This window comes from Methylobacterium sp. P1-11, from assembly GCF_008329595.1.
Classification (GTDB): domain Bacteria; phylum Pseudomonadota; class Alphaproteobacteria; order Rhizobiales; family Beijerinckiaceae; genus Methylobacterium.
In genome coordinates, this window is record NZ_NPKS01000011.1 from 65,814 (window position 1) to 87,021 (window position 21,208).

Consider the following 21,208-nt stretch of genomic DNA (forward strand, 5'->3'; position numbering starts at 1 on the left):
GCGTTCGCGGTTTGGGTTCGCTGAACCCAAACGCGCACCGGTGGTCGTGCCGGCGTCGAGTGGACCGGGCCAGTCCCGAGACTTGACGAAGGCATCCCGGCCGACGTCCCCCGTCACGCCTCCCGCCGCCCGCGACGGAGGCCGCCGATGAGCCCGCAGCCCGGCAGCCTGACCCGCCAGCAGCTCTACGACCGGATCCGCGAGAGCTCGAAGGACGAGGTCATCCTCGAGGAGATGATCCGGCTCGGCTTCTGGCCGGACGGGGCGGCACAGCCCAACCCGCCTGACGACCTGATCCGCCGCCGCGGCGAGATCGCCCGCGCCCTCGCCGACCTGCACCGGCGGGAGGCGGCGTGGCGCGACCCGGAGGCCGCCCTCAAGGAGATGCACCGCCGCCGCAAGACGGCGGCGCTGGAGCGGCGGCGCGAGACGAAGCTGCGCAACGCCCGCGACCGCTACGCGCGGGCGCAGGCGTGGCACGCGCGCCGGGAGGCGGAGATCCTCCATCTCGGCGACGGCGTCTCGGCCGGCCTCGCGAACGCCGACATGCCCGCGCGGGGGCCCGCCCCCGGTCTCCCGGTCCTGGCGAGCCCGAAGGCGCTGGCCGAGGCCATGGGGATCGGCCTCGGCGAGCTGCGCTTCCTCGCCTACGACCGGGCGCTCAGTACGGTGAGTCATTACCGGCGCTTCACCATCCCCAAGAAGGCGGGCGGGCTGCGCAGCATCTCGGCGCCGATGCCGCGCCTAAAGCGGGCGCAGTACTGGATCCTCGACGCGCTCCTCGCCCACGCCCCCGTGCACGCGGCGGCTCACGGCTTCGTGCCCGGCCGCTCGATCGTCACCAACGCCGCCGCCCATGTCGGGCAGGAGGTCGTGGTCAATCTCGACCTCAAGGACTTCTTCCCGAGCCTCGACTACCGGCGGATCAAGGGGAAGTTCCGCGGCCTGGGCTACGCCGAGCCGGTGGCGACCGTGCTGGCGCTGCTCTGCACCGAGCCGGACGTGGACGCGGTCGAGATCGACGGCGCTTGCCTCTACGCCGCCCGGGGCCCCCGCCGGCTGCCGCAGGGCGCGCCGACGAGCCCCGCGCTTACCAACCTCGTCTGCACCCGGCTCGACGCCCGGCTCTCCGGCCTCGCCAGCAGCCTCGGCTTCACCTACACGCGCTACGCCGACGACCTGACCTTTTCGGCCTCCGGCGAGGCCGCCGGGAAGGTCGGCGCGCTGCTCAAGTACGTCCACGCCATCGTCGCCGGGGAGGGCTTCACCGTCCATCCGGATAAGACCCGGGTGATGCGCCGCGGCCGGCACCAGGAGGTGACCGGGCTGACCGTCAACGAGCGGGTCGGCGTCCCCCGCGAGACCCTGCGCCGCTTCCGCGCCCTCCTGCACGGGCTCGAGCGGCACGGGCCGGCCGGGCGCCGCTGGGGCGCAGCCGGCGAGGCGGGCGTGCTCCGCGCCGCGATCGGCTTCGCGCAGTTCGTCCGGATGGTCACGCCGGAGACCGGCGCGCCGCTGCTCGCGCAGGCCCGCGCCCTCGCGGAACGCCACGCGGATTCCCGCTCGGCCCGTCCTGAGGCCCGGCCGCTGCCGGATTTCCGCGCCCGGTCCGCTCGGGGCGAGGTGCCGCTCGCCCGCTGGTGGGCGCCGGCCTCCCGCCCCGCGCCCGCGCCGGACCCGATCCTGGCCGAGGCCGAGGCGGCCGCCGCGCGGGAGGCGGAGGCGGCCGCGGCCAAGGCTGCGGCCCGCGCGGCCGCGCCCGTGCCGGGCCGCAGCGGCGTGCCGGTCTCCGGCCGCCCGCGTCTCGGCGCCGAAACGGCTGCCTGCGCGGAGGCCGTGCCGGACCCGGGCGCCGCGTCCGACGACGCGCCGATGAAGCCCTGGAAGGTCGTCCTGGGGATCTTCGTCCTGTTCCAGGCGGCCGCCCTGTTGCACCCGGCGCTCGGGCTGCTCGTCCTCGCGGTCGCCCTGCTGCTCGGCCTCCGCCGCCTGCTGCGCCGCTGGCGCCGCCGCCGATGATCCCGGCCCGGCGCCTCGCCGGGTGCCTCCTGTCCTGCGGCGCCGCGGCCTTCGCGCTGCTGCCCGGACCGGCAGCGCCCCGGGCCGACGAGGCGCCTGCCGCCGCCCCGTTCAACGCCGCCGAGGCGGCCGCGTTCGCCGGGCCGCTGCGGCAGGACCTAGCGCTGCTGCGCAGCTTTGGGACCTGCCCGGCCGATACCTTCGCGCGGGAGCGCCCGTTCTGGCGGTGGGCGTTCGCGCCCCGGCGACCCACCGAGCGCCGCTGCGCGCGCGAGCCCGCGGCCTGCTTCGCGCTCTGCACCCGGTGGTCGAACGCGCCGGCCTGCTTCGACCTCGCCCTCGCCCTCGAGCACCACGCCCTCGACGTCGCCGACATCCTCGACAAGGAGCGCCTCTACGCCCTCGCCTGCGCGGGCGGGTTTCCGGCGGGCTGCACCAACCGGGCGGCCGGGATCCGCAACGGCGACTACGCGGGGGATCCCTTCCGCGCGGCGCCGCGCGCCGACACGGACGCCTGCCTGGCCCGGAGCTTCCGCCTCGATTGCGACCGCCGCGGCGCCTGGGGCTGCGCCATGCTCGGCCAGGCCCATCGCCTCGGCGAGGGCGTCGCCGCCGAGGCGTCCCGCGCCCGGGCGGCGTTCGAGATGGCCTGCGCGATCAACCCGGACTTCGCGGCCTGCGCCTTCGCCAAGCGGCAGCTGGCCGAGATGGACGCGCCGTCGGGCAGGGACGGCAACGCGCCGTGAGTTCCGGCGATTCCGGGCCGGATGCCGACGCCCTGCGGGCCCTCTACGGGCGGTTCGATCCGCGGCCGGACGGTCCCCCGGCCCCGGGCCTCCGGCGCGCCTGCCTCTGCGTGGACGTGGGCGACGCGGACGACGTCGCCGCCGCGGAGCGCTGGATGCTGGCCCATGCCGGCCAACTGACCTGCGTGCGTAGCACCGGATGCGGCTGCTGCGTGATCGGCTGGGACATCGAGGGGCCGACGGCGCTCATCGACACCCTGCCGGCGGCGCTCGGGGCGGCCTCCGACTGGTCCAGCCCGACCGCGGCCCCGCCGCGCGCGCCGATCGCGTGGTGCCGGCGCCTCTGGCGCCGCTGCGTCCGAGACGCGGGAGCCTAACGCGTTTCCGCGACGACCTCCGCGCGCTCCAGCGCCAGCGGCGCCGACCTCCGCTCCGGGATCAGCCGGTCCGGGACCACCGAGCCGCGCTCGAGGGTGGCGACCGCCAGGGGGGCGCCCCGGCCGCGCAGGGCGTGTGTCCCCAGCGAGCGCGCGCGGACGCCGTCGGGCAGTCGGTCCAGCCGGTCGAGAAGATCCTGTGAGATCAGGATGTCGACGCCGAGGGGGCGGCACAGGGCCTCGATCCGCGCGGTGACGTTCACGGCGTCGCCGAAATACGCGATCTTGTGGCGGTCGACCCCGACTTCGGCCGTGACCACCGGGCCGCCGTGCAGCGCCGCCCGCAGCCGCGGCACCGTCCCGAACCGCGCGGTCCAGGCCGCGGCGTGCGCGTCGATCCGGTCGAGCACCTCGAACACGCAGGTCACGCAGCGCGCATCCTTCAGGCCGCGCTTCATCGGCCACGTGATCATCGCGAGGTCGCCGATGAAGTCGTCCGTGGAGCCGGCATTGCGCCGCACCGGTTCGGCCAGAGTCGCGAAGACGGCGCTGAGATAGTCCTGCGCGCGCAGGTCGCCGTGGGTCTCCGCGAAGGCGGTGGAGCCGACGACGTCGAGGAACAGGAAGATCCGCTCCTCCTGCACCGGCCTGTGGTAGCGCCCGATCATGAAGTTCACGAACACCTCGCCGCCGATCAGGTCGCGCATGCGCATGACGAAGACCAGCAGGGCCGAAACGGCCAGCGAGTAGGCGAGGAACCGCGGCGTGATCCGCACCGCCGTGGACAGGCTGTCGCCGGTGAGGCCGAACGCCCAGACGACCAGCCCGCCGAGGGCGCAGCCGAGCGTGATCAGCACCACGTAGAGCAGCTCGGCCGCCAGCATGTAGACCAGTGCCGGCAGGCGGCGCAGCCGCGTCTGGAGACCCGACAGGCTCAGGCCGGGCACGAAGGCCAGCACCGTCCCGCCCACCGCCAGGGCGTAGACGAGCCCGGCGAGCATCGAGGCCCCGCCGACGAAGAGCAGGTTGTAGAGGAGGCCCGCCGCGCCGGAGGCGAGAAGGAGGGCCAGGGCCCAGAGCCATCGGTACTGTGGAAGCATGGACAGTCGGCGCAGGAGAGCGTGGCGGCGGGCACGGCGGGACGTACGCGATGGCCCGGGACGAAGATCGTAGGGCGAACGAACACGACGAAGACGGCGCTGGATCGGCGCGCTGCAGACTGGCCGCTCAACCTTGACCAATGAGGAACGATTCGCGCCGTCCACAGGATGTCGTCAGCCGGTGTCGCCGCGCTGCCACAGCAGGCGGATCAGCCGCGCCATCGTCAGCGGTTCTGCGACCGCCCGGGATGCTGGTGGGCCCGGCAGGACTTGAACCTGCAACCAGACCGTTATGAGCGGCCGGCTCTAACCATTGAGCTACGGGCCCGGGAGCCGCCGACGGATAGCTGATCCCCGGCCGCCCGTCATCCGGATTTCGCCGCGCCGCGGGGGTGCCGGGTCCGGGAGGGCAGATCCTGTCGGGGCGGATCCTGTTCGGCCTTTGCGTCCACCGGCACGGGCGCCGTGTCCTTGATGCGCCACAGGTAGCGGGCCAGGATCGAGCGGTACGGCGCGAAGGCGGCCGCCACCGCGCCGGTATCGTCCCGTCCGGTGAGGCGGTGCAGGCAGCCCACCGCCGCCACGTCGCCTGCGGGCCAGATGTCGGGATCGTGGAAATGGAAGATGCCGACCATGTCGGCCGTCCAGGGCCCGACGCCGCGGATGCTGCACAGGATCGCTGCCCGCTCGGCATGCGGCAGGCCGGCAAGGCCGGGCCCGAGGAGGCCCGCCGTCTCGGCCGTCACGATCGCCTGGAGGGCGCGCACCTTGTTGCCCGAGATGCCGCAGGCCCGCAGCATTGCCGCGTCCCCGGCCTCGAACAGGGCTCGGGGGCTGGAAGCCGCCGCCGCGGCGGCGGCCTCGATCCGGGCCCAGATCGCGGCCGCCGCCCGGGTCGAGAGCTGCTGGTTGACCACCTCGACGAACAGGCGGTCGGCGACGCGCGGATGCGCTGGCGGCTCGATCCGGATCGGACCGGCCTGCACGAGGGCGGCCCGCAGCGGTGGATGCGCGCGCGCCGCGTCCAGAAGGTGAGCGTAGATATCGGGATCGAGCATCGGCTAGCCCATCCGGCCCGCGCGGCGCTCCGCCCGTCGGAGCCGCGACCGCGCGCGGCGTCCGCATCCTAACCACCGCTCAGGCTCCGGTCCGGGAGACAGGATGCCGCGCAGCCCCGCCGGGTCCGGATGCTCTCGGCCGGTCTGGACGGAATGCGATGGCGGCCCAGGTCTCGACGGCATGGCGATCCTCTTCACCGCAGATACGCATTTCGGCGACCCGCACATCCTCTGCCATCGCGGGGTGCGGTTCGGCAGCATCGAGGCCCACGACGAGGCGCTGGTCGCGGGCTGGAACGCGGTGGTCGACCCGGAGGATGCCGTCTGGCACCTCGGCGACTTCGCCGCCCATGCCAGCCGAACGCATTGCGCGGCGATCTTCGCGCGCCTGAACGGCACCAAGCGGCTGGTCCGGGGCAATCACGATTCGAATCGCGTCCTGGATCTGCCCTGGGCCGAGCCGCCGGTGGAAAGCGCCCGCCTCTCTGTCGCGGATGCGCAAGGGCGACCGCACCGCCTGTTCCTGTCGCATTACGCGCATCGGGCCTGGCCGGGCTTGTGGCGGGAGACGCGCCACCTCTACGGGCACAGCCACGGCTGGCTCGCCGACACCACGCGCTCCTGCGATGTCGGTGTGGATTCCTGGAGCGACCGCCCGGTCACCCTCGACGCGATCCTCCTCCGCCAGGACGCGGCCGACGGCGTGCCGGAGGAACTCGCAGCCCACGGCCTGCGCTGATGGCGGTCCGCCGGCGCGCTATATCGTCTGCGGGCTCATCGAGATCCCGGCAGGAGGCCGCATCGCCATGACCGACATCCCCTCCCCGCCACCGGGCTGGACCGAGGCAGCAAAGGAGGCCGCGGCCGATCTCGGCCTCGAGACCGATTGGTCCGCGCTCGACGCGCCGGACTGGGCGCGGCTCTGCCGCCGGGCCGGCGAGATCCTCGGCGGGCAAGGCCACGCACTTGCGCCCGGCTGGGACGGCGCCCTAGCGCGCGCCCTTGGCCGCCTCGACCCGGTGGCCGTCCCGGACGAGCTGGCTCGCGATACGGCGAACACCGTGCTGGCCGAGAAGGGCGAGGTGTTCGCGCCCGAGGACGATGCCTGAGACGGGTGCCCAGGATGAGACTTCGCGCAAGCGGGTGGTTGCCGTCACGGGGGGGCGGGCCGATGTAGAAGGCATGCCTCATCCCGAACAACGCCCCGAACACCGGCGCGCCGCCCTGAGACCGACCGAACGCTATGCCCCTGGCGCGGCACCGTCCGCCCTGCGGGTGGTTCCCATCGTGGGCGGCCCGGTTCTCGACGCGCAGACGCGCACACGGCTCGGCCATCAGATGCGAGCGATGTACGATCCGGTGATCGATGAGGCGCTGGATCCCCGACTGGCGGAGCTGCTCCAGCAGCTCGACGCGGATCGGGGCGGCGATTCGACTGCAGATCCGAAGTGAGGTCCGAAGCGGGCGCGGCCGGCCCTCACAATCCGGTGCGGCTTCCGGAAAGGGGGCTCCCATCGGTGGATCGGGGGGATGTCACACCGATGGGAGCTGAGCCGAGTCGACGGATCGACCCAACCCGCTCCATATCGCCCAGGCGCCGGCTCGGGCGCTTTTACCTAAGTCAAATTCGCCGCCGAATAGAGCCGTTGAAGTGTCGAATTGGCGTAGTCGACCTGTAAAATCGACACGTTCAGGCTGAGGTGCCGGTTACCGACAGCATGACCCCGTCGCTGCCGATCTCGGCCCCATTGTAGCCGAGCATCCGCGCGAGCTGCTCGCGGGCGCGCCAGACCCGGCTCTTCACGGTGCCGATCCGGCAGTTCATCACGACGGCGGCTTCCTCGTAGCTCAAGTTCTCGATCGCCACGAGGACCAGCGCCTCCCGCATCACCGGCGCAAGGCGGTCGAGGGCCGCGCGCACGTCCTGCAGGTCGAGATGGCCCCCCTGCTCGGGGATGCTGGTCAGCCGCTCGGCGTAGTTGCCGTCGGTATCGGCGACCTCGCGACCCTGCTTGCGGTGCTGGCTGTAGAAGACGTTGCGGAGGATCGTGAACAGCCACGCCTCCAGGTTGGTGCCGGGGGTGAAGCCGCCGCGACCGCGCCAGCCGCGCAGCAGCGTGTCCTGCACGAGGTCGTCCGCCGCAGCCGGATCGCGCGTCAGCGAGACCGCGAAGCGGTGCAGCGCCGGCACCACGTCCAGGAGGCCGGCGCGGAAGGTCCTGTCCCGTTCGCCCTCGGCCTGCGCGAGGGCGGATTCCAGTCGCGCCAGCAGGTCGGCGAAGGGGTCCGTGATGGCGCCCGCTTCCAGGCCGATCCGGTCGTAGGTGCGGCCGAGCAGGGTGCCGAGATGGGCCCGCACGGCCTCCGGCAGGCCGTGACGGGTCTCCTCCCCGGCCTCCTCGGCGAGATCCGCCATGGGATCGAGGAGCGATGAGCCTTCGGTGTCGGGCATACGGTCCGGTCGTCGGCGAGTGGGCCGGTTGAGCCCAGAAGGTCGGTTGTGGCGTGCTCGAGGCGCCCATGCCGCAACATGGGTTAGCGGTTTTCCCGAACGGGGCTCAGCCGCGGGGGCCGAAACGGCGCGCCACGGCAAGGCCTGCGAAGACGGCCGCGCAGGCCCCCGCCGCGGCGAGCGCCGTGCTCAGCGTCCCGGCATCGGGGACATTCTTGCGGGCGCGCCAGCCGCCGTCGGCCCGCCTTCCGTGCTGCGTCGGTGCAAGCAGGGCCCCGTGCGTGCGCGGCCCCGGCTCGGCCCGGTCGAGGGCCCACCGGAAGCCTGCGCCCATCAGATGCTCGGTCGGGTATGGGGCCAGCGCGTAGCCGACCTGCGCGAGGCGGGCCGGCCAGCCGACCGCGACCTCGTCGCGCGGGTGGCGCACGAGGCGGATATAGGTCTCGGCCACGGCCTCGGGCGCGTAATACAGGTGCCCGGGATTGAGCCGTCGGCCGCTCACATTGGCCCCATGCTCCAAGCCCGGCGTGTCGACGATGGCGGGGAATACGCCGCAGACGTGGATGTGCCGATGCCGGGCGAGTTCCTGGCGCAGGCTCGCCGAGAAGCCGCGTAGGCCGAACTTGCTCGCCGTGTAGGCGGCGGCGAAGGGCGTCGGCGCCCAACCGCCCATGGAGACCGTGTTGATCAGGGTCCCCCGGCCGCGGTCGAGGAAGTGCGGCAGCACCGCGTAGGCCCCGTGCACGGCCCCCAGCAGGTTCACCGCGATCGTCTGCCGGTGCAGGTCCAGGGGGGCGTCCAGCAAGGGGCCGAATACGCCGACCCCCGCATTGTTGATCCAGACATCGATGCCGCCGAAGGCTTGGAGCGCGGCCCCGGCCAGGACCTCCACGGCATTCGGGTCGGTGACATCGGTGGGCACCGCGACGGCCTCCGCCCCCGCCGCGCGCATCTCGCGAACGAGCCCGTCGAGGATGGCCGCCCGCCGCGCCGCCAGGACCACGCGGGCCCCCCGCGCCGCGAAAGCCTCGGCCGCGGCCCGGCCGATGCCGCTCGAGGCCCCGGTGATGACCACCGTGCTGCCGTTCAGGCGCGCCATGCCGGTTCTCCACGAGGCTGCAACTATACGGCGAACCGTTGCGCGTGCCGCGGCGTTCCCCATCGCAGCTGCGGCCATTCGGACGCGCCGTCGCGCGCGGCTCTGAGGGCTTGCGCCGACGTGTCTGCCTGAACCCTGCCGAGGTCGCCGATGTCAGCCCCCGATCCAGCCCCCGTCGAGGCCGCCGCTCCGGAGGGGGGCGCCTCGACAGTCTGGACGCTCGCCCTCGCGACTGCACTGATCGGCCTCGTCGCCCTCCCGCGCCGTCGGACTCGAAGCTCGGCCGATCGTTCCGCCGGCCGATCCGCCGACCGGGACGGGGCACGCCGGCCGTCGCCCTCGCATGCGGGCGGAGAGGCGCAGGCCGTTGCCCAGACCGAGGCCGATCGCGGCCGGAGGGCCTCGACGCCGACCGAGATTCCCGCCAAGGGCTGGAAGGACATCGCGCTGCGCGCCTATCACGACATCGGCGAGAACCGCCTGTCGCTGATCGCGGCCGGCGTCACCTTCTTCACGCTCCTGGCGATCTTCCCGGCGGTGGCGGCGCTGGTCTCCTGCTACGGCCTCGTGGCCGATGCCTCGACCATCAACGACCAGCTCGCCAGCCTCCAGGGCATCCTGCCCCAGGGCGCTCTGGAGATCGTCGGCGACCAGGTGAAGCGGCTGAACGAGCAGGGTAACACCACCCTCGGGCTCAGCCTGCTCATCAGCATCGCCCTGTCGGTGTGGAGCGCCAATGGCGGCATGAAGCACGTCTTCGATGCCCTCAACCTCGTTTACAATGAGCGCGAGAAGCGCAACTTCTTCGTGCTCAATCTGGTCTCCCTCGCCTTCACGGCGGGCGCGCTGCTGTTCCTCATCCTGGCGCTGACCGCAGTTGTGGTGGTGCCAGTGGTTCTCGAGTTTGTCGGGCTCGGCGCGGATGCATGGTGGCTGTCGCTGCTGCGGTGGCCGGTCCTGCTCCTGGCGGTCCTGCTCGGGCTCGCCATGCTCTATCGCTACGGGCCGAGCCGGGACGCGCCGCGCTGGCGCTGGGTCACACCCGGAGGCGCCCTGGCAGCCGTGCTGTGGATCGCCGCGTCGCTGCTGTTCTCCTGGTACGTCGCCCATTTCGGCAGCTACAACAAGACCTATGGCTCGCTCGGCGCCGCGATCGGCTTCATGACCTGGATCTGGCTCTCGACCATGATCGTGCTGGCCGGGGCCCAGGTGAATGCCGAGATGGAGCATCAGACCGCCGAGGACACGACGGTCGGCAAGCCGCAGCCGCTGGGCACGCGCCGGGCACGTATGGCCGATACGGTGGGCGCTGCCGCGGAGTAGCGCCGCTGCCGGGGAGTAGCGCCGCTGCCGGCCCGGGACGCGCCGAGCGAGAGGCCGGCGCGGACCCGCCCTCGGGCCGCCGGATCGGCGCGTCTCGTCATCCGCACACCGGGGAACGACGCCTTAACACAGGTTGGCGCGCGTTTTTCTGCTGCAGGCACAAGCCGATCAAGAAGATCCGGACTTCGAAGTCCGGATTATGGTTTGCCCTCTGCCGATTGAAATATCCGTGCCTAATTCTTTCACCGATACCCTCGGCGGCGCTGTCGTACGGGACGCTTCGGGCTGCCATGCGGGACGCTTCGGACGGCCGCGCCTTTCCCCGATCCTGTGCCACCGATCGCGGCGTCTCAGGGCCGTCCATCCCGGTGGCGCCTCGTCTGACGGCCGGCGGGCCGGCGTCATGAGCCCGCCCGCCGGCATCCCAGCGTCGCGGTGATCCGACCGGAGGGGGCCGTGGAGAACCCGTTCGTACGGAAGATGGAGCGGCATGTCCGGCTCGCGCCCGAGGACCGCGCAGTCCTCGACGGGCTGGGGCGCCTGCATGTCCGCCATATCGCGGCCCGCCAGGACATCGAAGGGCAGCAGAGCGATCCATACCATACGCACCTCATCCTCGACGGCTGGGCCTGCCGGTACAAGCAGTTCCCGGACGGGCGGCGGGCGATCGTCGCGCTGCTCCTGCCGGGCGATCTGTGTGATCCGTTCGCCTTCCGCCGGGCACGCATGGACCACGCCATCGGTGCGCTGACGCCGGTCACCGTCGCCCGGATCGCGCCGGAGCAGATCGGCGACGCGATCCGCGAGCGACCGGCCGTCGAGGAATGTCTGTGGCGGGAAATGCTCGCCACCACGGCCATCCACCGCGAGTGGATCGCCAGCGTCGGCCGGCGCTCGGCGATCGAACGGCTGGCGCACCTGTTCTGCGAGCTGCACCTGCGGCTGACGCGCGTCGGCCTCGCTGACGGGATGACGCTGCCGATGCCTGTGACCCAGCCCGACCTCGCCGATGCCCTCGGTCAGACGAGCGTGCATATCAACCGCACCCTGAAGGAGCTGCGGACCAGCGGCCTCGTCGCCCTGCGCAGCCGGCGCCTGACGATCCGCGACCTCAGCGGGTTGATGGAGCGGGGCCTGTTCGATCCGGCCTACTTGCAGCTCTCCTGAACGGCGCGGGCGATACGCCGCGGCACCGGAGGCCGATCATGCCTTGCCCCGGGGCGGCCGCGGCCGATCTGAGGCGAACCTCCCTTCCGGCGCGGGCCCCGCGAGACACGATGCACATCCACCTCGACGCGCTCGGTGGCGTGGCTGGCGACATGTTCGCCGCCGCTCTGCTGGACGCCTTTCCCGAGCATCAGGCCGGCGTCTCCGCCAGCATCCGGGCGGTCGATGGGCGCATCGCCTGCGCGGTCCGGGCGCATAATGACGGGATTCTCCGCGGCGCCCGCTTCTCCGTGTGGGCCCCCGGGACGGAGCCCCGGCCTGCGCCGCACCGGCACGAACACGATCACCGCGCGCACCACGACCATCTGCATCCCCATGATCCCGGCCATGATCCCGGCCATCGGCATGGCCCTACGCACGGCGCCGACCACGGCCACCGACCCTGGTCTGAGATCCGCACCGCGCTGGAGGAGGCGGATCTCGCGCCGCCGGTGCGGGCGCACGCGCTGGGCATCTTCGGCCATCTCGCCGACGCCGAGGCGCGAGTCCACGGCATCGCGGTCGAGGCGGTGGCGTTCCACGAGGTCGGGGCCTTCGACTCGATCGCCGACGTCGTGGCCGCCGCTCATCTGATCGCCGCGCTGGAGGTGCGGAGCTGGAGCGTCTCGGCCCTGCCGGTGGGTTCCGGCCGGGTGCGGACCCAGCATGGCCCCCTTCCCGTCCCGGCCCCCGCCACGACACTGCTGCTCGAAGGCTTCTCTACCCTCGATGACGGCGTAGCCGGCGAGCGCGTCACCCCCACCGGCGCGGCGATCCTGCGCCATCTCTGCGGTGACGATCCTGGGCGGGGCCGCCCCCGGGGGATCCTAGGACGCACCGGCATCGGCTTCGGCACGAAGGTGCTGCCGGGCCTGAGCAACTGCTTGCGCGCCCTCGTGCTGGAGGATGCAGCCGCATCCGGGCCGGGCCGGCGGGACCTCGCGGTGATCGCCTTCGAGGTCGACGACCAGTCCGGCGAGGACCTCGCCATGGGCCTCGACCGGCTGCGCGCGGACCCCGGCGTGCTCGACGTCGTGCAGGCGCCGGTCCTCGGCAAGAAGGGCCGGATGATGGCCCATATCCAGATCCTGGCGCGCCCGGAGAGCCTGGAGGCGGTGATCGCGGCCTGCTTCCGGGAGACCACCACGATCGGCCTGCGGTATCACCCGGTGGAGGGCGCGGTGCTCGAGCGCGCGGCCCGCACGGTGGCGCAGGACGGCCGGTCGGTGCGCGTGAAGGTGGTCGACCGGCCGGGCGGGCGCACCGCCAAGGCCGAGGCCGACGACGCGCGCGACGCGGCGGGCCACGCCGCGCGGGCGGCCCTGCGCCGGGAGGCCGAGCGCCTCGCCCTGGAACCGCAGCCGGCGGGGACGCCGGAGGAGGAGAAGCGATGACGCGCCAGCATCTCGAATCCGTCCTGGCGGGGCTCGGGCCCGTCGCAGTGGCGGTGAGCGGCGGGGTCGACAGCCTGACGCTCGCCACCCTCGCCCACCGGCGGGCGCCGGGGACGGCCCTGATGGTCCACGCGGTCTCGCCGGCCGTGCCCGACGAGGCGACCGCGCGGGTCCGGGCCGAGGGCGTCCGCGAGGGCTGGGACCTGCGGGTGATCGAGGCCGGCGAGTTCGCCGACCCGGCCTACCGGGCGAACCCGGTCAACCGCTGCTTCTTCTGCAAGACCAACCTGTACGGGGCAGTCCGGCGCGTCACCGACCGGCAGATCCTGTCGGGCGCCAACCGCGACGACCTCGGCGAGTACCGCCCCGGCCTCGACGCCGCCCAGGAGCACGGCGTGCGCCACCCCTACGTGGAGGCGGGCTTCGACAAGGCGGCGGTCCGTGCGCTCGCCCGCGACCTCGGCCTCGGGACCGTGGCCGAATTGCCGGCGGCGCCCTGCCTGTCGAGCCGGGTCGAGACCGGCATCCCGATCGAGCCCGAGACCCTGGGCTTCATCCACGCCGTCGAGCGGCTGGTGGGCGGGGCGCTGGCCGGGGGCGGCGTCGGGCGCGCGGTCCGCTGCCGGGTGCGCGCCGAGGGCGTGGTGGTGGAACTCGATCCCGGGAGCCTCGCCGCCCTCGACGCGGAGCGCCGCGCCGCCCTCGGGGCCGGCATCCGCACCCTCGCGCCGGCGCGCCTCGACGGCCCGGTCCGGTTCGCCCCCTACCGGGTCGGCAGCGCCTTCCTGGTCGGACAGCGGGAGGCCCGGCCGTGAGCGTGGCGGAGGAATTCACCCTCGACTTCGCCCGGTCCGAGCGGATCGGCCTAGAGGAGGCGATCTTCTGCGCCGGCAAGAGCCCCGAGCAGATCGACGCGATCCTGGAGGCCGCCCGGGCGCGCGGCGCCTCGCTCCTCCTCACCCGCCTCGACCCGGAGAAGCGCGACCGGCTCAGCGCAGCGGCGCGGCTCGACTATTGCGCGGTCTCGCGCACGGCGGTGTTCGGCGCGGCGCCGCGGATCGCCGGCCCGGCCCGGGTCGCCGTGGTGGCGGCCGGCACCTCGGACGTGCCGGTCGCCCGCGAGGCCCTGCGGGTGCTGGGCTATGCCGGCCGGGCCGCGACGCTCTTCGCCGATGTCGGCGTCGCCGGTCTGTGGCGGCTGACCACGCGGATCGAGGAGATCCGGGCGCATCCGGTGGTGATCGTCGCCGCCGGCATGGACGCGGCGCTACCCAGCGTCGTCGGCGGCCTCGTGGCCGGGGCGGTGATCGCGGTCCCGACCTCCGTGGGCTACGGCGTCGCCGCGGGCGGGCGCGCCGCCCTCGACGCCGTGCTGGCGAGCTGCGCGCCCGGCATCACGGTGGTCAACATCGACAACGGCTACGGCGCCGCCTGCGCGGCCCTGCGCCTGCTCCACGCGGCAGGGCGCCTCGCCGAGGAGATCGAACGATGACCCGGTGCGAACCGTTACCTGCCCTCACCCAGACATCCTCGAACGGAGACAGCCGATGGAACGCCGCAGCTTCCTTCAGGGCGCCGTGCTCGGCGCAGGGCTTTCAGGCGCCGGCCTCGCGGGCGCCGGCAGCGCGGGTGCGGCCGTGAACGCCCCCGCGCTCCCCGGCAACCGGCCGCAGGACCCGGCGGACCTGCCCTTCGTCACCGAGCCCGGCGAATTGCGGGGCGAGATGCTCTACCGGCCCTTCGGCCGGACGTCGGAGATGATCTCGGCGATCGGCATGGGCGGGTTCCATCTCGGCAAGAGCGCCGTGACCGACGACGAGGCGACGCGGCTGATCCATGCCGGGATCGACCGCGGCATCACCTTCATGGACAATTGCTGGGACTACAACGAGGGCCGCTCCGAGCTGCGCATGGGTGCCGCCCTCGCCCAGGGCGGCTACCGCGACAAGGTCTTCCTGATGTCCAAGATGGACGGGCGGACCAAGGAGGAGGCGCTCAAGCAGATCGACCAGTCGCTCCTGCGCCTGCGCACGGACCGGATCGACCTCGTCCAGCACCACGAGATCCTGCGCTACGACGACCCCGACCGGGTCTTCGCCGAGGGCGGGGCGATGGAAGGCTTTCTGGAGGCCAGGAAGCAGGGCAAGCTGCGCTACATCGGCTTCACCGGCCACAAGGACCCGCGCATCCACCTGCAGATGCTGGAGGTCGCCGCCGAGCGCGGCTTCCACTTCGATTCCGTGCAGATGCCCGTCAACGTGATGGACGCGCATTTCCGCTCGTTCAGCCACCTCGTCCTGCCGTACCTCGTGCAGAACGGCATCGCGCCGCTCGCCATGAAGACCTTCGGCGACGGGGTGATCCTGAAGGCGGACGCGCCGATCAAGCCGCTTGAGTACCTGCACTTCTCGCTGAACCTGCCGGTCTCGGTGGTGATCACCGGCATCCAGAACCAGCGCGACCTCGACCAGGCCTTCGAGGCGGTGAAGACCTTCAAGCCGATGGACAAGGCGGCGGTGGCCGAGCTGCTGTCGCGCTCGAAGCCCTACGCGCTGGAGGGCAAGTACGAGCTGTTCAAGACGAGCGCGACCTTCGACGGCACCGCCAAGAACGCGGCGTGGCTCGGCGAGGACGTGCAGGGCGTGAAGAAGCTGGCGCCGACGATGGAGTAGGGCGCACCCGCGCCCTCCCCCTCTGCGGGGCGGGAGACGGCGGCCCCCTCAGGCCATGTCCTCCAGCCGGATCGGCAGGCTCCGGATGCGGCGGCCGGTGGCGTGGTGGACGGCGTTGGCGATGGCCGCGTTCATCCCGATGATGCCGAGCTCCCCCAGCCCCTTCAGGCCCAGGGCGTCGACCTGATCGTCGGGGTCGGGCACCAGCAGCGCCTCCACCTCGGGCGCGTCGGCCGCCGTCGGCACGAGGTACTCGGCGAGGTCCGGGTTGCGGTAGGTGGCGCCGTCGAGCACCGTCTCCTCCAGGAGCGCCGAGCCGAGGCCCCAGATCATCCCGCCCATGAGCTGGCTCTTCGCGGTCAGCGGGTTGAGGATCCGCCCCGCCGCGAAGGCGCCGGTGAGCCGCGCCACCCGGATCTCCCCGGTCTCGGCATGGACGTGGACCTCCGCGAACTGCGCCCCGAAGCCCCAGGACACCGCTTTCCCCGCGCCGCCGAGCGCCAGCCCGATATGGCCACCGCGCAGGCCCCTGAGCGCCGTCTCCCGGTCGCTGCCCTCGGGCACGAACTCCGCGACCGTCGCGACCCCCTCGGGTCCGACCGCTTCCGCGAGGGCGATCCCGGTCCCGTCCGGGGCGACGAGCCGCCCGCCCGCGAGGCGCAGGGAACCCGGATCCTGGCCGGCGAGGCGGCCGCCCTGCCCGGTCGCGGCCTGCGCCAGCACAGCGCGGAGCTGCCCGCAGCCCAGCGCCAGGGCGTTCATCAGGCTGGTCGTCGTGCTCGAGCCGCCGGAGATGCCCGCCGCCGGCAGGTCCGTGTCGCCGAGCCGGACCGTGACCCGCTCGACCGCCACGCCGAGCCCGTCCGCCGCGCCCAGGGCGAGCAGCGTGGTGATGCCGTTGCCGATCTCGTGGTGCGCGCAGGCCACCTCGGCGGCGCCGTCCGGGCCGAGCCGGACCCGCATCGTGGCGGCGGCGATCTTCACGGGTCGCATCGAGGCGGCGCAGCCGAGGCCCACCCGCCAGGGTCCGTCGCGCATCGTGCCCGGGCGCGGGGCCCGGCGCGACCAGCTGAAGGCCCGCGCCCCGGCGTCGAAGCAGGCCATCAGCGGCCGGGTCGAGAACGGTTTTCCGGTGACCGGATCGACCGCGGTGTCGTTGAGCCGACGCAACGCGATCGGGTCCATGTTGAGCGCCGCCGCCATCTCGTCGACGGCGCTCTCCAGGGCGAACAGGAACGGCACCTCCGGGGGCGCCCGCATTGGCCCCGGCGTGTTGCGGTCGACCCGCACGGCCCGCTCCTCGGTGCGGATGTTCGGGCAGGCGTAGAGGCTGGCGGTCACCTCAGCGCCCTCCATGACGAACGGATCGAAGCGCGACGTCACGGTCTCGGCCTCGTGCACCAGGGCGGTGAACCGGCCGGTCCGGTCGGCGCCGAGCCGGATGCGGTGGCGCGATTCCGGCCGGTAATTGGCGATGGTGAAGCAATGCTGCCGGCTCGGCACCAGGGAGACCGGTCGGCCGAGGCGCCGCGCCGCCAGGGCGACCAGCGCCGTGTGCTGCGACAGCGCGAATTTCGAGCCGAAATGGCCGCCGATCAGACCGGCCACCACCCGCACCTGCGCGGGATCCAGCCCGAGCTGCGCGGCGAGCCCGTGCTGGACGGCGCCGACGTAGCGGGTCGGCTCGTGCACGGTGAGCCGGTCGCCGTCCCAGGCGGCCCGGGTGGTGAACAGCTCGATCGGGTTGTGGTGCTGGACCGGCGTCGCGTAGCGCGCCTCGACGCGGACGGCCGCGTCCGCCAAGCCCGCCTCGGCGTCGCCCCGGGCGATGTCCGCGTGGTGGGGCTTCAGGTCGGCGAGGCGCAGCGTCTCGGCGCCGGGCGCGTCGAATCCGCCGGCGGCGGGCTCCTCCGCGTAGGAGACCCTGACCGCACCGGCGGCCGCCGCAGCGGCCTCCAGGGTCTCGGCGACGACCAGCGCCACGATCTGGCCGGCATAGGCGACGACGTCGGAATCGAGGGGCCGGTGCGAGCTGTTGGCGAAGCCGCCGGCCATCAGGTGCTTCACCGGCGCCACCGCGCCCGCGAAGTCCCGGTGGGTGAAGATCCCCAGAAGGCCCGGCACCCGCTCGGCGGCCGCGAGGTCGAACCCGGTGATGCGGCCCCGGGCGACCGTGCTGGTCACCAGGGCCGCGTGGGCCGTGCCGGTCTCCGGCCCGGTGAGGTCGGAGCTGTAGAGGGCCCGGCCGGTGACCTTGTCGGGGCCCTCGACCCGGGTGTGGGCCCGTCCGAGATGGGCGTCGATCTCCAGCGCACCCGCGTCCATGCCGCCCTCCCCGTCCGCGGCCATCGGGGCCGCATCGCGAAATGGGAAGTGCCGTGGGGGCGCTTCGGCTCCGCGGGTGGTGGGGTGACAGGATGCAGCGGCCGGTCCGACCCGGCCGTCACCGCTGCGCTCCGCCCGCAGGGACGGAGGGGCTTGCGGCGGCCTGCGCCGCCGCAGCCCTCGGCCTCAGTTCTGGACCTTGCCGTCCGGTCCGACCTTGACCTCCTGCTCCTTGTCGGCGCCGGCCACCTTGATCTCGTACTGGACCGAGGCGCCGTCCTTCTCGACCTCGGCCTCGTAGGCCTTGCCGCCGCCGGCCTTCTGCTCGGCGATGGCGAGCGCGTCCTTCAGCGAGGTCTTGGCGTTCTGGAAGTCGGAGGCCTTCAGCCGGGTGAAGTAGCGCTCGAACGGCTGGTTCTCGGTCTTGTAGAGGACGCCGGTATCGGCGTTGATGCCGTACTCGACCAGCTTGCCGCTCGGGTAGACGACCTTGACGCTGTAATGGGCCGGATCCTTGCTGTCGGCCTTCTCGAAGTCGGCGTCGATGGCGCGGCCGCCCTTCTCCTCGCCCTGCGCCTCGGCGGTGGTGAGCGCCTGGGCGAGGCCGACCTTGGCGATCTTGGCGACCTGCCACTCCTTCAGATTGCTGTCGGCCTTCGTGGCGGTCTCGGCAGGTGTCGCGGTGGGGGTCTGGGCCACGGCGAGGCTGGCGGAGAGTGCGAGCAGGCCGGCTGCGGCGGTGAGGCGGGTGATCATGGCGAGCTGTCCCTTTGCGGGTTCATTCACGGGAGCGTGAAACGTCGGGTCCGGAAAACCGGTTGCCCGCAATCGGGAAAAATTCGGCTGCCGTCCCGAGCGGAGAAGCCGGAAGGCGCGGGATCGACCGCCCGGCGAGACGGACGGCCGGCGCGCCTATATGACACGCGGACGATCCGGCGTGCCCTGGGCGACGGCGGATTTCCCTTCGATGGAGCAGGTCATGACCGCGAACGAGCCCGAGCCGCTGGACGAGTTCACGCGCCTGCACGCCAAGCTCTCGGCGCTGGAGATCGTGCTCGGGGTCCTGATCGGGCGGCTTTCCGAGGAGAACCCGGAGATCCGCGAGGACGTGAAGCGCGACGTGGCGGCGATCCTGTCCGACATGCCGATCGACGGACCGAGCGAGGAAATGATCGCCGATGAGGTCCGCCGGGCCGCCGGGGTCCTGACCAGCATGTCGATCGGCTGACGCGGCTCAGCGGGGCGGCATCCGCAGCGCCCCGTCGAGGCGGATCGTCTCGCCGTTGAGCATCGGATTCTCGCAGATGTGGCGGACGAGGTCGGCGTATTCCGACGGGCGGCCGAGCCGTGGCGGGAACGGCACGCTCCGGCCGAGCGTCTCCTGCACGTCTTGGGGCAGCCCCGCCATCATGGGCGTCTCGAAGATGCCCGGCGCGATGGTGACGACCCGGATGCCGTGGCGGGCGAGTTCCCGGGCGATCGGCAGGGTCATCGAGACGATGCCGCCCTTCGAGGCCGCGTAGGCGGCCTGCCCGATCTGGCCGTCGAAGGCCGCGATCGAGGCGGTGTTGACGATCACGCCCCGGGCGCCGGCCGCGTCCGGCACCTCGCGGGCGATGGCCTCGGCCGCCAGCCGGATCATATTGAAGGTGCCGACGAGGTTGATCGAGACCGCCCGCGCGAAGGTCTCGAGCCGATGCGGCCCGTCGCGCCCCACCACCTTCTCGCCCGGGGCGATGCCGGCGCAGTTCACGAGCCCGTGCAAGTGCCCGAACGCGTCCAGCGCCGCCCGGACTGCCGCCGCGCCATCCGCCTCGCGGGTGACGTCGGTCTCGGCGAAGCGGGCCTGCGCCCCGAGATCCGCCGCCACGCGCGCACCGGCCTCCCGGGCGATGTCGGCGACGACCACTCGGGCGCCCGCTGCCACGAGGCCGCGCGCCGTCGCCTCGCCCAGGCCCGAGCCCGCGCCCGTGACGATGAAGACCCGATCCCTGATCATCGCGCTGACCATCCTGGCTCCCCGACGGTTCCGGGCGGCCGACGGCGCCCCGCAACCACCGACCTAGCGCGGCGCCGCGACGGCCGGAAGGCGTGCCGGTTCCGATCCGAAACTGATGCACCACGCCTCCCGATTGACGTGTGAAATTTTCCCACATATATACCGGAACGGTGATCCGCTGTCTCGGATCGTCTTTCCAAGTGTTCCCGGTGCTTCATCGCGCGGCGGCAAGTCGTCCGGCCACGCGCAGCGTGTTGCGGTCTGTATCCGGCCGATAGGCCTGCCCGCATCCATTGCCCTCCGGTCCCGGCCGTCCGGGAGCGGCCGATTCCCCACGCCTGATCAGGACAGCCATGGGCGCCCATTGGATCGAGACCGCCGCCCGGCACTGGCGACACGGGCGCATCGTCGGGCGCCGCTTCGCGGAACGGCGTCCCGGCATCCACGCGGCACTCGGGGCGGCCGCGCCCGACAGCGTGCTGCTGGCCGGCAATTCCCACGCCGAGTTCGTCGGAGCGCCGGATTTCGATGGCCGGCCCTGCATCAACATCGCCGTCGGTGGCAGCACTGCGGCCGATTGCGGCCGCCATCTCGGCGCGCTGCGCATTCCGGCCCGCTGCGCGGCGGCGGTGCTGATCATCGGCACCAACGACATCCAGCGCTGGCGGCATCCCGAGCGAGGCCGCGCCGTCGACCGGTTCGAGGCGGATGTCCGGCGCATCCTGCGCAGCCTGGAGGCGTGGTCGGCGCAGATCTTCGTCGCCGCCGTCCCGCCGATCGGTATCGAGGCGACCGGCCGGGATCCCGCGGCCGTCGCGGTTTTCTCCGAGCGCTTGGCGGCGCTGTGCGCGGACGGGGGCCACACCTATTTCGACCCGTTCGCGGCGTGGCGCGCCGGCGCCGGAGGGCTCGCCGGCCCGGGTCTCCACCGGGACGGCGTGCATCTGGCCGATTACGCTCCCCTGGCCGCGGCGCTCGCCCGCACGGTGGCAATCGACGCGGTCCCGTCCACGGGGCGGCCGCATCACCCGAACGCGCCCCGTCGCGCGCCGGCCAGGACGGCCTCTCCGTCGGCGCCCCTCCGGGTCCTGCGCGCGGCCCGGGTCGCCCCGCCGTGAGGATCCGGCCGTTCCTGGCCGCTCCTGTGCGGCGGCTTTCGCGCGGCACCCGCGACACCCTGCCCCTGCGGGTCTGGCCCGCCGACGAGGTGGTCTGGCTCGACGAGAACGGCGTTCGCCGCCCGCGGGCGGCGCGGCGCGCCCTCGCGGCATTGGCGACGGTCGGGTCTCGCGGTCGATACGCGGCCCGGTCGGAGGGCGGGGGCAAGATCGTGGTCGGGCCGGCCAGCGCGCTGGTCCTCGGCGACGCAGAGGCGGAGATCGGATTCGTCCTCAGTCTGACACCCTACGGGTATGGTGCGCAGCCGTTCTGAGCGGAT

22 protein-coding genes and 1 tRNA gene are annotated in these 21,208 nt (G+C 73.0%); 15 read left to right on the forward strand and 8 right to left on the reverse strand.

The window, feature by feature from the left end; genetic code table 11:
- Positions 1–147: 147 nt before the first annotated feature.
- Genes CIW48_RS13070 through CIW48_RS13080 form a run of 3 tightly spaced genes read left to right on the forward strand, consistent with a single transcriptional unit; the run spans position 148 to position 3,142 of the window.
- Complete coding sequence (locus tag CIW48_RS13070) at positions 148–2,019, forward strand: reverse transcriptase family protein (RefSeq protein ID WP_149311168.1); 1,872 nt, start codon at positions 148–150, stop codon at positions 2,017–2,019.
- Complete coding sequence (locus tag CIW48_RS13075) at positions 2,016–2,765, forward strand: hypothetical protein (RefSeq protein WP_149311169.1); 750 nt, start codon at positions 2,016–2,018, stop codon at positions 2,763–2,765. The genes CIW48_RS13070 and CIW48_RS13075 overlap by 4 nt, the downstream gene beginning before the upstream one ends.
- Positions 2,762–3,142 carry a hypothetical protein gene (locus CIW48_RS13080; RefSeq protein WP_149311170.1) on the forward strand — a complete coding sequence of 127 codons (381 nt, stop codon included), beginning with the start codon at positions 2,762–2,764 and terminating at the stop codon, positions 3,140–3,142. The genes CIW48_RS13075 and CIW48_RS13080 overlap by 4 nt, the downstream gene beginning before the upstream one ends.
- Here the strand turns inward: CIW48_RS13080 and CIW48_RS13085 are convergent.
- From CIW48_RS13085 to CIW48_RS13095, 3 genes are all read right to left on the reverse strand, one after another.
- A complete protein-coding gene (locus CIW48_RS13085; RefSeq protein ID WP_149311171.1) occupies positions 3,139–4,242 on the reverse strand; it encodes an adenylate/guanylate cyclase domain-containing protein in 1,104 nt (367 codons plus the stop codon). The genes CIW48_RS13080 and CIW48_RS13085 overlap by 4 nt on opposite strands.
- Positions 4,243–4,494: 252 nt before the next feature.
- Positions 4,495–4,570: transfer RNA gene (locus CIW48_RS13090), tRNA-Ile, on the reverse strand.
- Between the two features lie 37 nt (positions 4,571–4,607).
- Positions 4,608–5,300 carry a DNA-3-methyladenine glycosylase 2 family protein gene (locus CIW48_RS13095; protein WP_149311172.1) on the reverse strand — a complete coding sequence of 231 codons (693 nt, stop codon included), beginning with the start codon at positions 5,298–5,300 and terminating at the stop codon, positions 4,608–4,610.
- 181 nt (positions 5,301–5,481) lie between these two features.
- On the opposite strand from CIW48_RS13095, the gene CIW48_RS13100 reads away from it, so the two are divergent.
- From CIW48_RS13100 to CIW48_RS13110, 3 genes are all read left to right on the forward strand, one after another.
- Positions 5,482–6,039, forward strand: coding sequence for a metallophosphoesterase (locus CIW48_RS13100; protein ID WP_149311173.1), 558 nt, complete (start codon positions 5,482–5,484; stop codon positions 6,037–6,039).
- A 67-nt stretch (positions 6,040–6,106) separates the two neighbouring features.
- Complete coding sequence (locus CIW48_RS13105) at positions 6,107–6,409, forward strand: hypothetical protein (RefSeq protein WP_149311174.1); 303 nt, start codon at positions 6,107–6,109, stop codon at positions 6,407–6,409.
- Positions 6,402–6,752 carry a hypothetical protein gene (locus CIW48_RS13110; protein WP_246695225.1) on the forward strand — a complete coding sequence of 117 codons (351 nt, stop codon included), beginning with the start codon at positions 6,402–6,404 and terminating at the stop codon, positions 6,750–6,752. Before CIW48_RS13105 ends, CIW48_RS13110 begins: the two co-directional genes overlap by 8 nt.
- A 238-nt stretch (positions 6,753–6,990) precedes the next feature.
- Here the strand turns inward: CIW48_RS13110 and CIW48_RS13115 are convergent, their stop codons facing one another.
- Positions 6,991–7,752 carry a sigma-70 family RNA polymerase sigma factor gene (locus CIW48_RS13115; RefSeq protein WP_149311175.1) on the reverse strand — a complete coding sequence of 254 codons (762 nt, stop codon included), beginning with the start codon at positions 7,750–7,752 and terminating at the stop codon, positions 6,991–6,993.
- Positions 7,753–7,858: 106 nt separating this feature from the next.
- Positions 7,859–8,851: an SDR family oxidoreductase gene (locus CIW48_RS13120; protein WP_149311176.1), complete on the reverse strand. Its 993-nt coding sequence runs from the start codon at positions 8,849–8,851 to the stop codon at positions 7,859–7,861.
- A 150-nt stretch (positions 8,852–9,001) separates the two neighbouring features.
- Here CIW48_RS13120 and CIW48_RS13125 point away from each other — a divergent pair, with 150 nt between their 5' ends.
- The 6 genes from CIW48_RS13125 (at position 9,002) to CIW48_RS13150 (ending at position 15,446) form a co-directional block, all read left to right on the forward strand.
- Entirely contained in the window at positions 9,002–10,174 is a 1,173-nt protein-coding gene (locus CIW48_RS13125; protein ID WP_149311177.1) for a YihY/virulence factor BrkB family protein, read from the forward strand.
- 456 nt (positions 10,175–10,630) lie between these two features.
- The gene (locus CIW48_RS13130) at positions 10,631–11,341 is read left to right on the forward strand and encodes a Crp/Fnr family transcriptional regulator (RefSeq protein WP_149311178.1); all 711 of its coding nucleotides are present in this window, start codon (positions 10,631–10,633) and stop codon (positions 11,339–11,341) included.
- Positions 11,342–11,451: 110 nt separating this feature from the next.
- Positions 11,452–12,774 (forward strand): LarC family nickel insertion protein, encoded by a 1,323-nt coding sequence (locus tag CIW48_RS13135; protein ID WP_149311179.1) that lies wholly within the window; start codon positions 11,452–11,454, stop codon positions 12,772–12,774.
- The gene (locus CIW48_RS13140) at positions 12,771–13,589 is read left to right on the forward strand and encodes an adenine nucleotide alpha hydrolase (RefSeq protein ID WP_149311180.1); all 819 of its coding nucleotides are present in this window, start codon (positions 12,771–12,773) and stop codon (positions 13,587–13,589) included. Before CIW48_RS13135 ends, CIW48_RS13140 begins: the two co-directional genes overlap by 4 nt.
- Positions 13,586–14,266, forward strand: coding sequence for a nickel pincer cofactor biosynthesis protein LarB (gene larB, locus CIW48_RS13145; RefSeq protein WP_149311181.1), 681 nt, complete (start codon positions 13,586–13,588; stop codon positions 14,264–14,266). Before CIW48_RS13140 ends, larB begins: the two co-directional genes overlap by 4 nt.
- Positions 14,267–14,321: 55 nt before the next feature.
- Complete coding sequence (locus CIW48_RS13150) at positions 14,322–15,446, forward strand: aldo/keto reductase (RefSeq protein ID WP_149311182.1); 1,125 nt, start codon at positions 14,322–14,324, stop codon at positions 15,444–15,446.
- A 48-nt stretch (positions 15,447–15,494) separates the two neighbouring features.
- Here the strand turns inward: CIW48_RS13150 and CIW48_RS13155 are convergent, their stop codons facing one another.
- Positions 15,495–17,771, reverse strand: a complete 2,277-nt coding sequence (locus tag CIW48_RS13155; protein ID WP_149311254.1) for a xanthine dehydrogenase family protein molybdopterin-binding subunit — start codon at positions 17,769–17,771, stop codon at positions 15,495–15,497.
- Between the two features lie 186 nt (positions 17,772–17,957).
- Positions 17,958–18,527, reverse strand: a complete 570-nt coding sequence (locus tag CIW48_RS13160; RefSeq protein ID WP_149311183.1) for a PepSY domain-containing protein — start codon at positions 18,525–18,527, stop codon at positions 17,958–17,960.
- Positions 18,528–18,750: 223 nt separating this feature from the next.
- On the opposite strand from CIW48_RS13160, the gene CIW48_RS13165 reads away from it, so the two are divergent.
- Complete coding sequence (locus CIW48_RS13165) at positions 18,751–18,999, forward strand: hypothetical protein (protein ID WP_149311184.1); 249 nt, start codon at positions 18,751–18,753, stop codon at positions 18,997–18,999.
- Positions 19,000–19,005: 6 nt separating this feature from the next.
- Here CIW48_RS13165 and CIW48_RS13170 read toward each other — a convergent pair whose 3' ends face one another.
- Entirely contained in the window at positions 19,006–19,770 is a 765-nt protein-coding gene (locus CIW48_RS13170; protein WP_244513974.1) for a 3-hydroxyacyl-CoA dehydrogenase, read from the reverse strand.
- A 353-nt stretch (positions 19,771–20,123) separates the two neighbouring features.
- On the opposite strand from CIW48_RS13170, the gene CIW48_RS13175 reads away from it, so the two are divergent.
- Positions 20,124–20,888 (forward strand): SGNH/GDSL hydrolase family protein, encoded by a 765-nt coding sequence (locus tag CIW48_RS13175; RefSeq protein WP_149311185.1) that lies wholly within the window; start codon positions 20,124–20,126, stop codon positions 20,886–20,888.
- Entirely contained in the window at positions 20,885–21,202 is a 318-nt protein-coding gene (locus tag CIW48_RS13180; protein ID WP_149311186.1) for a hypothetical protein, read from the forward strand. Before CIW48_RS13175 ends, CIW48_RS13180 begins: the two co-directional genes overlap by 4 nt.
- Positions 21,203–21,208 lie beyond the last annotated feature (6 nt).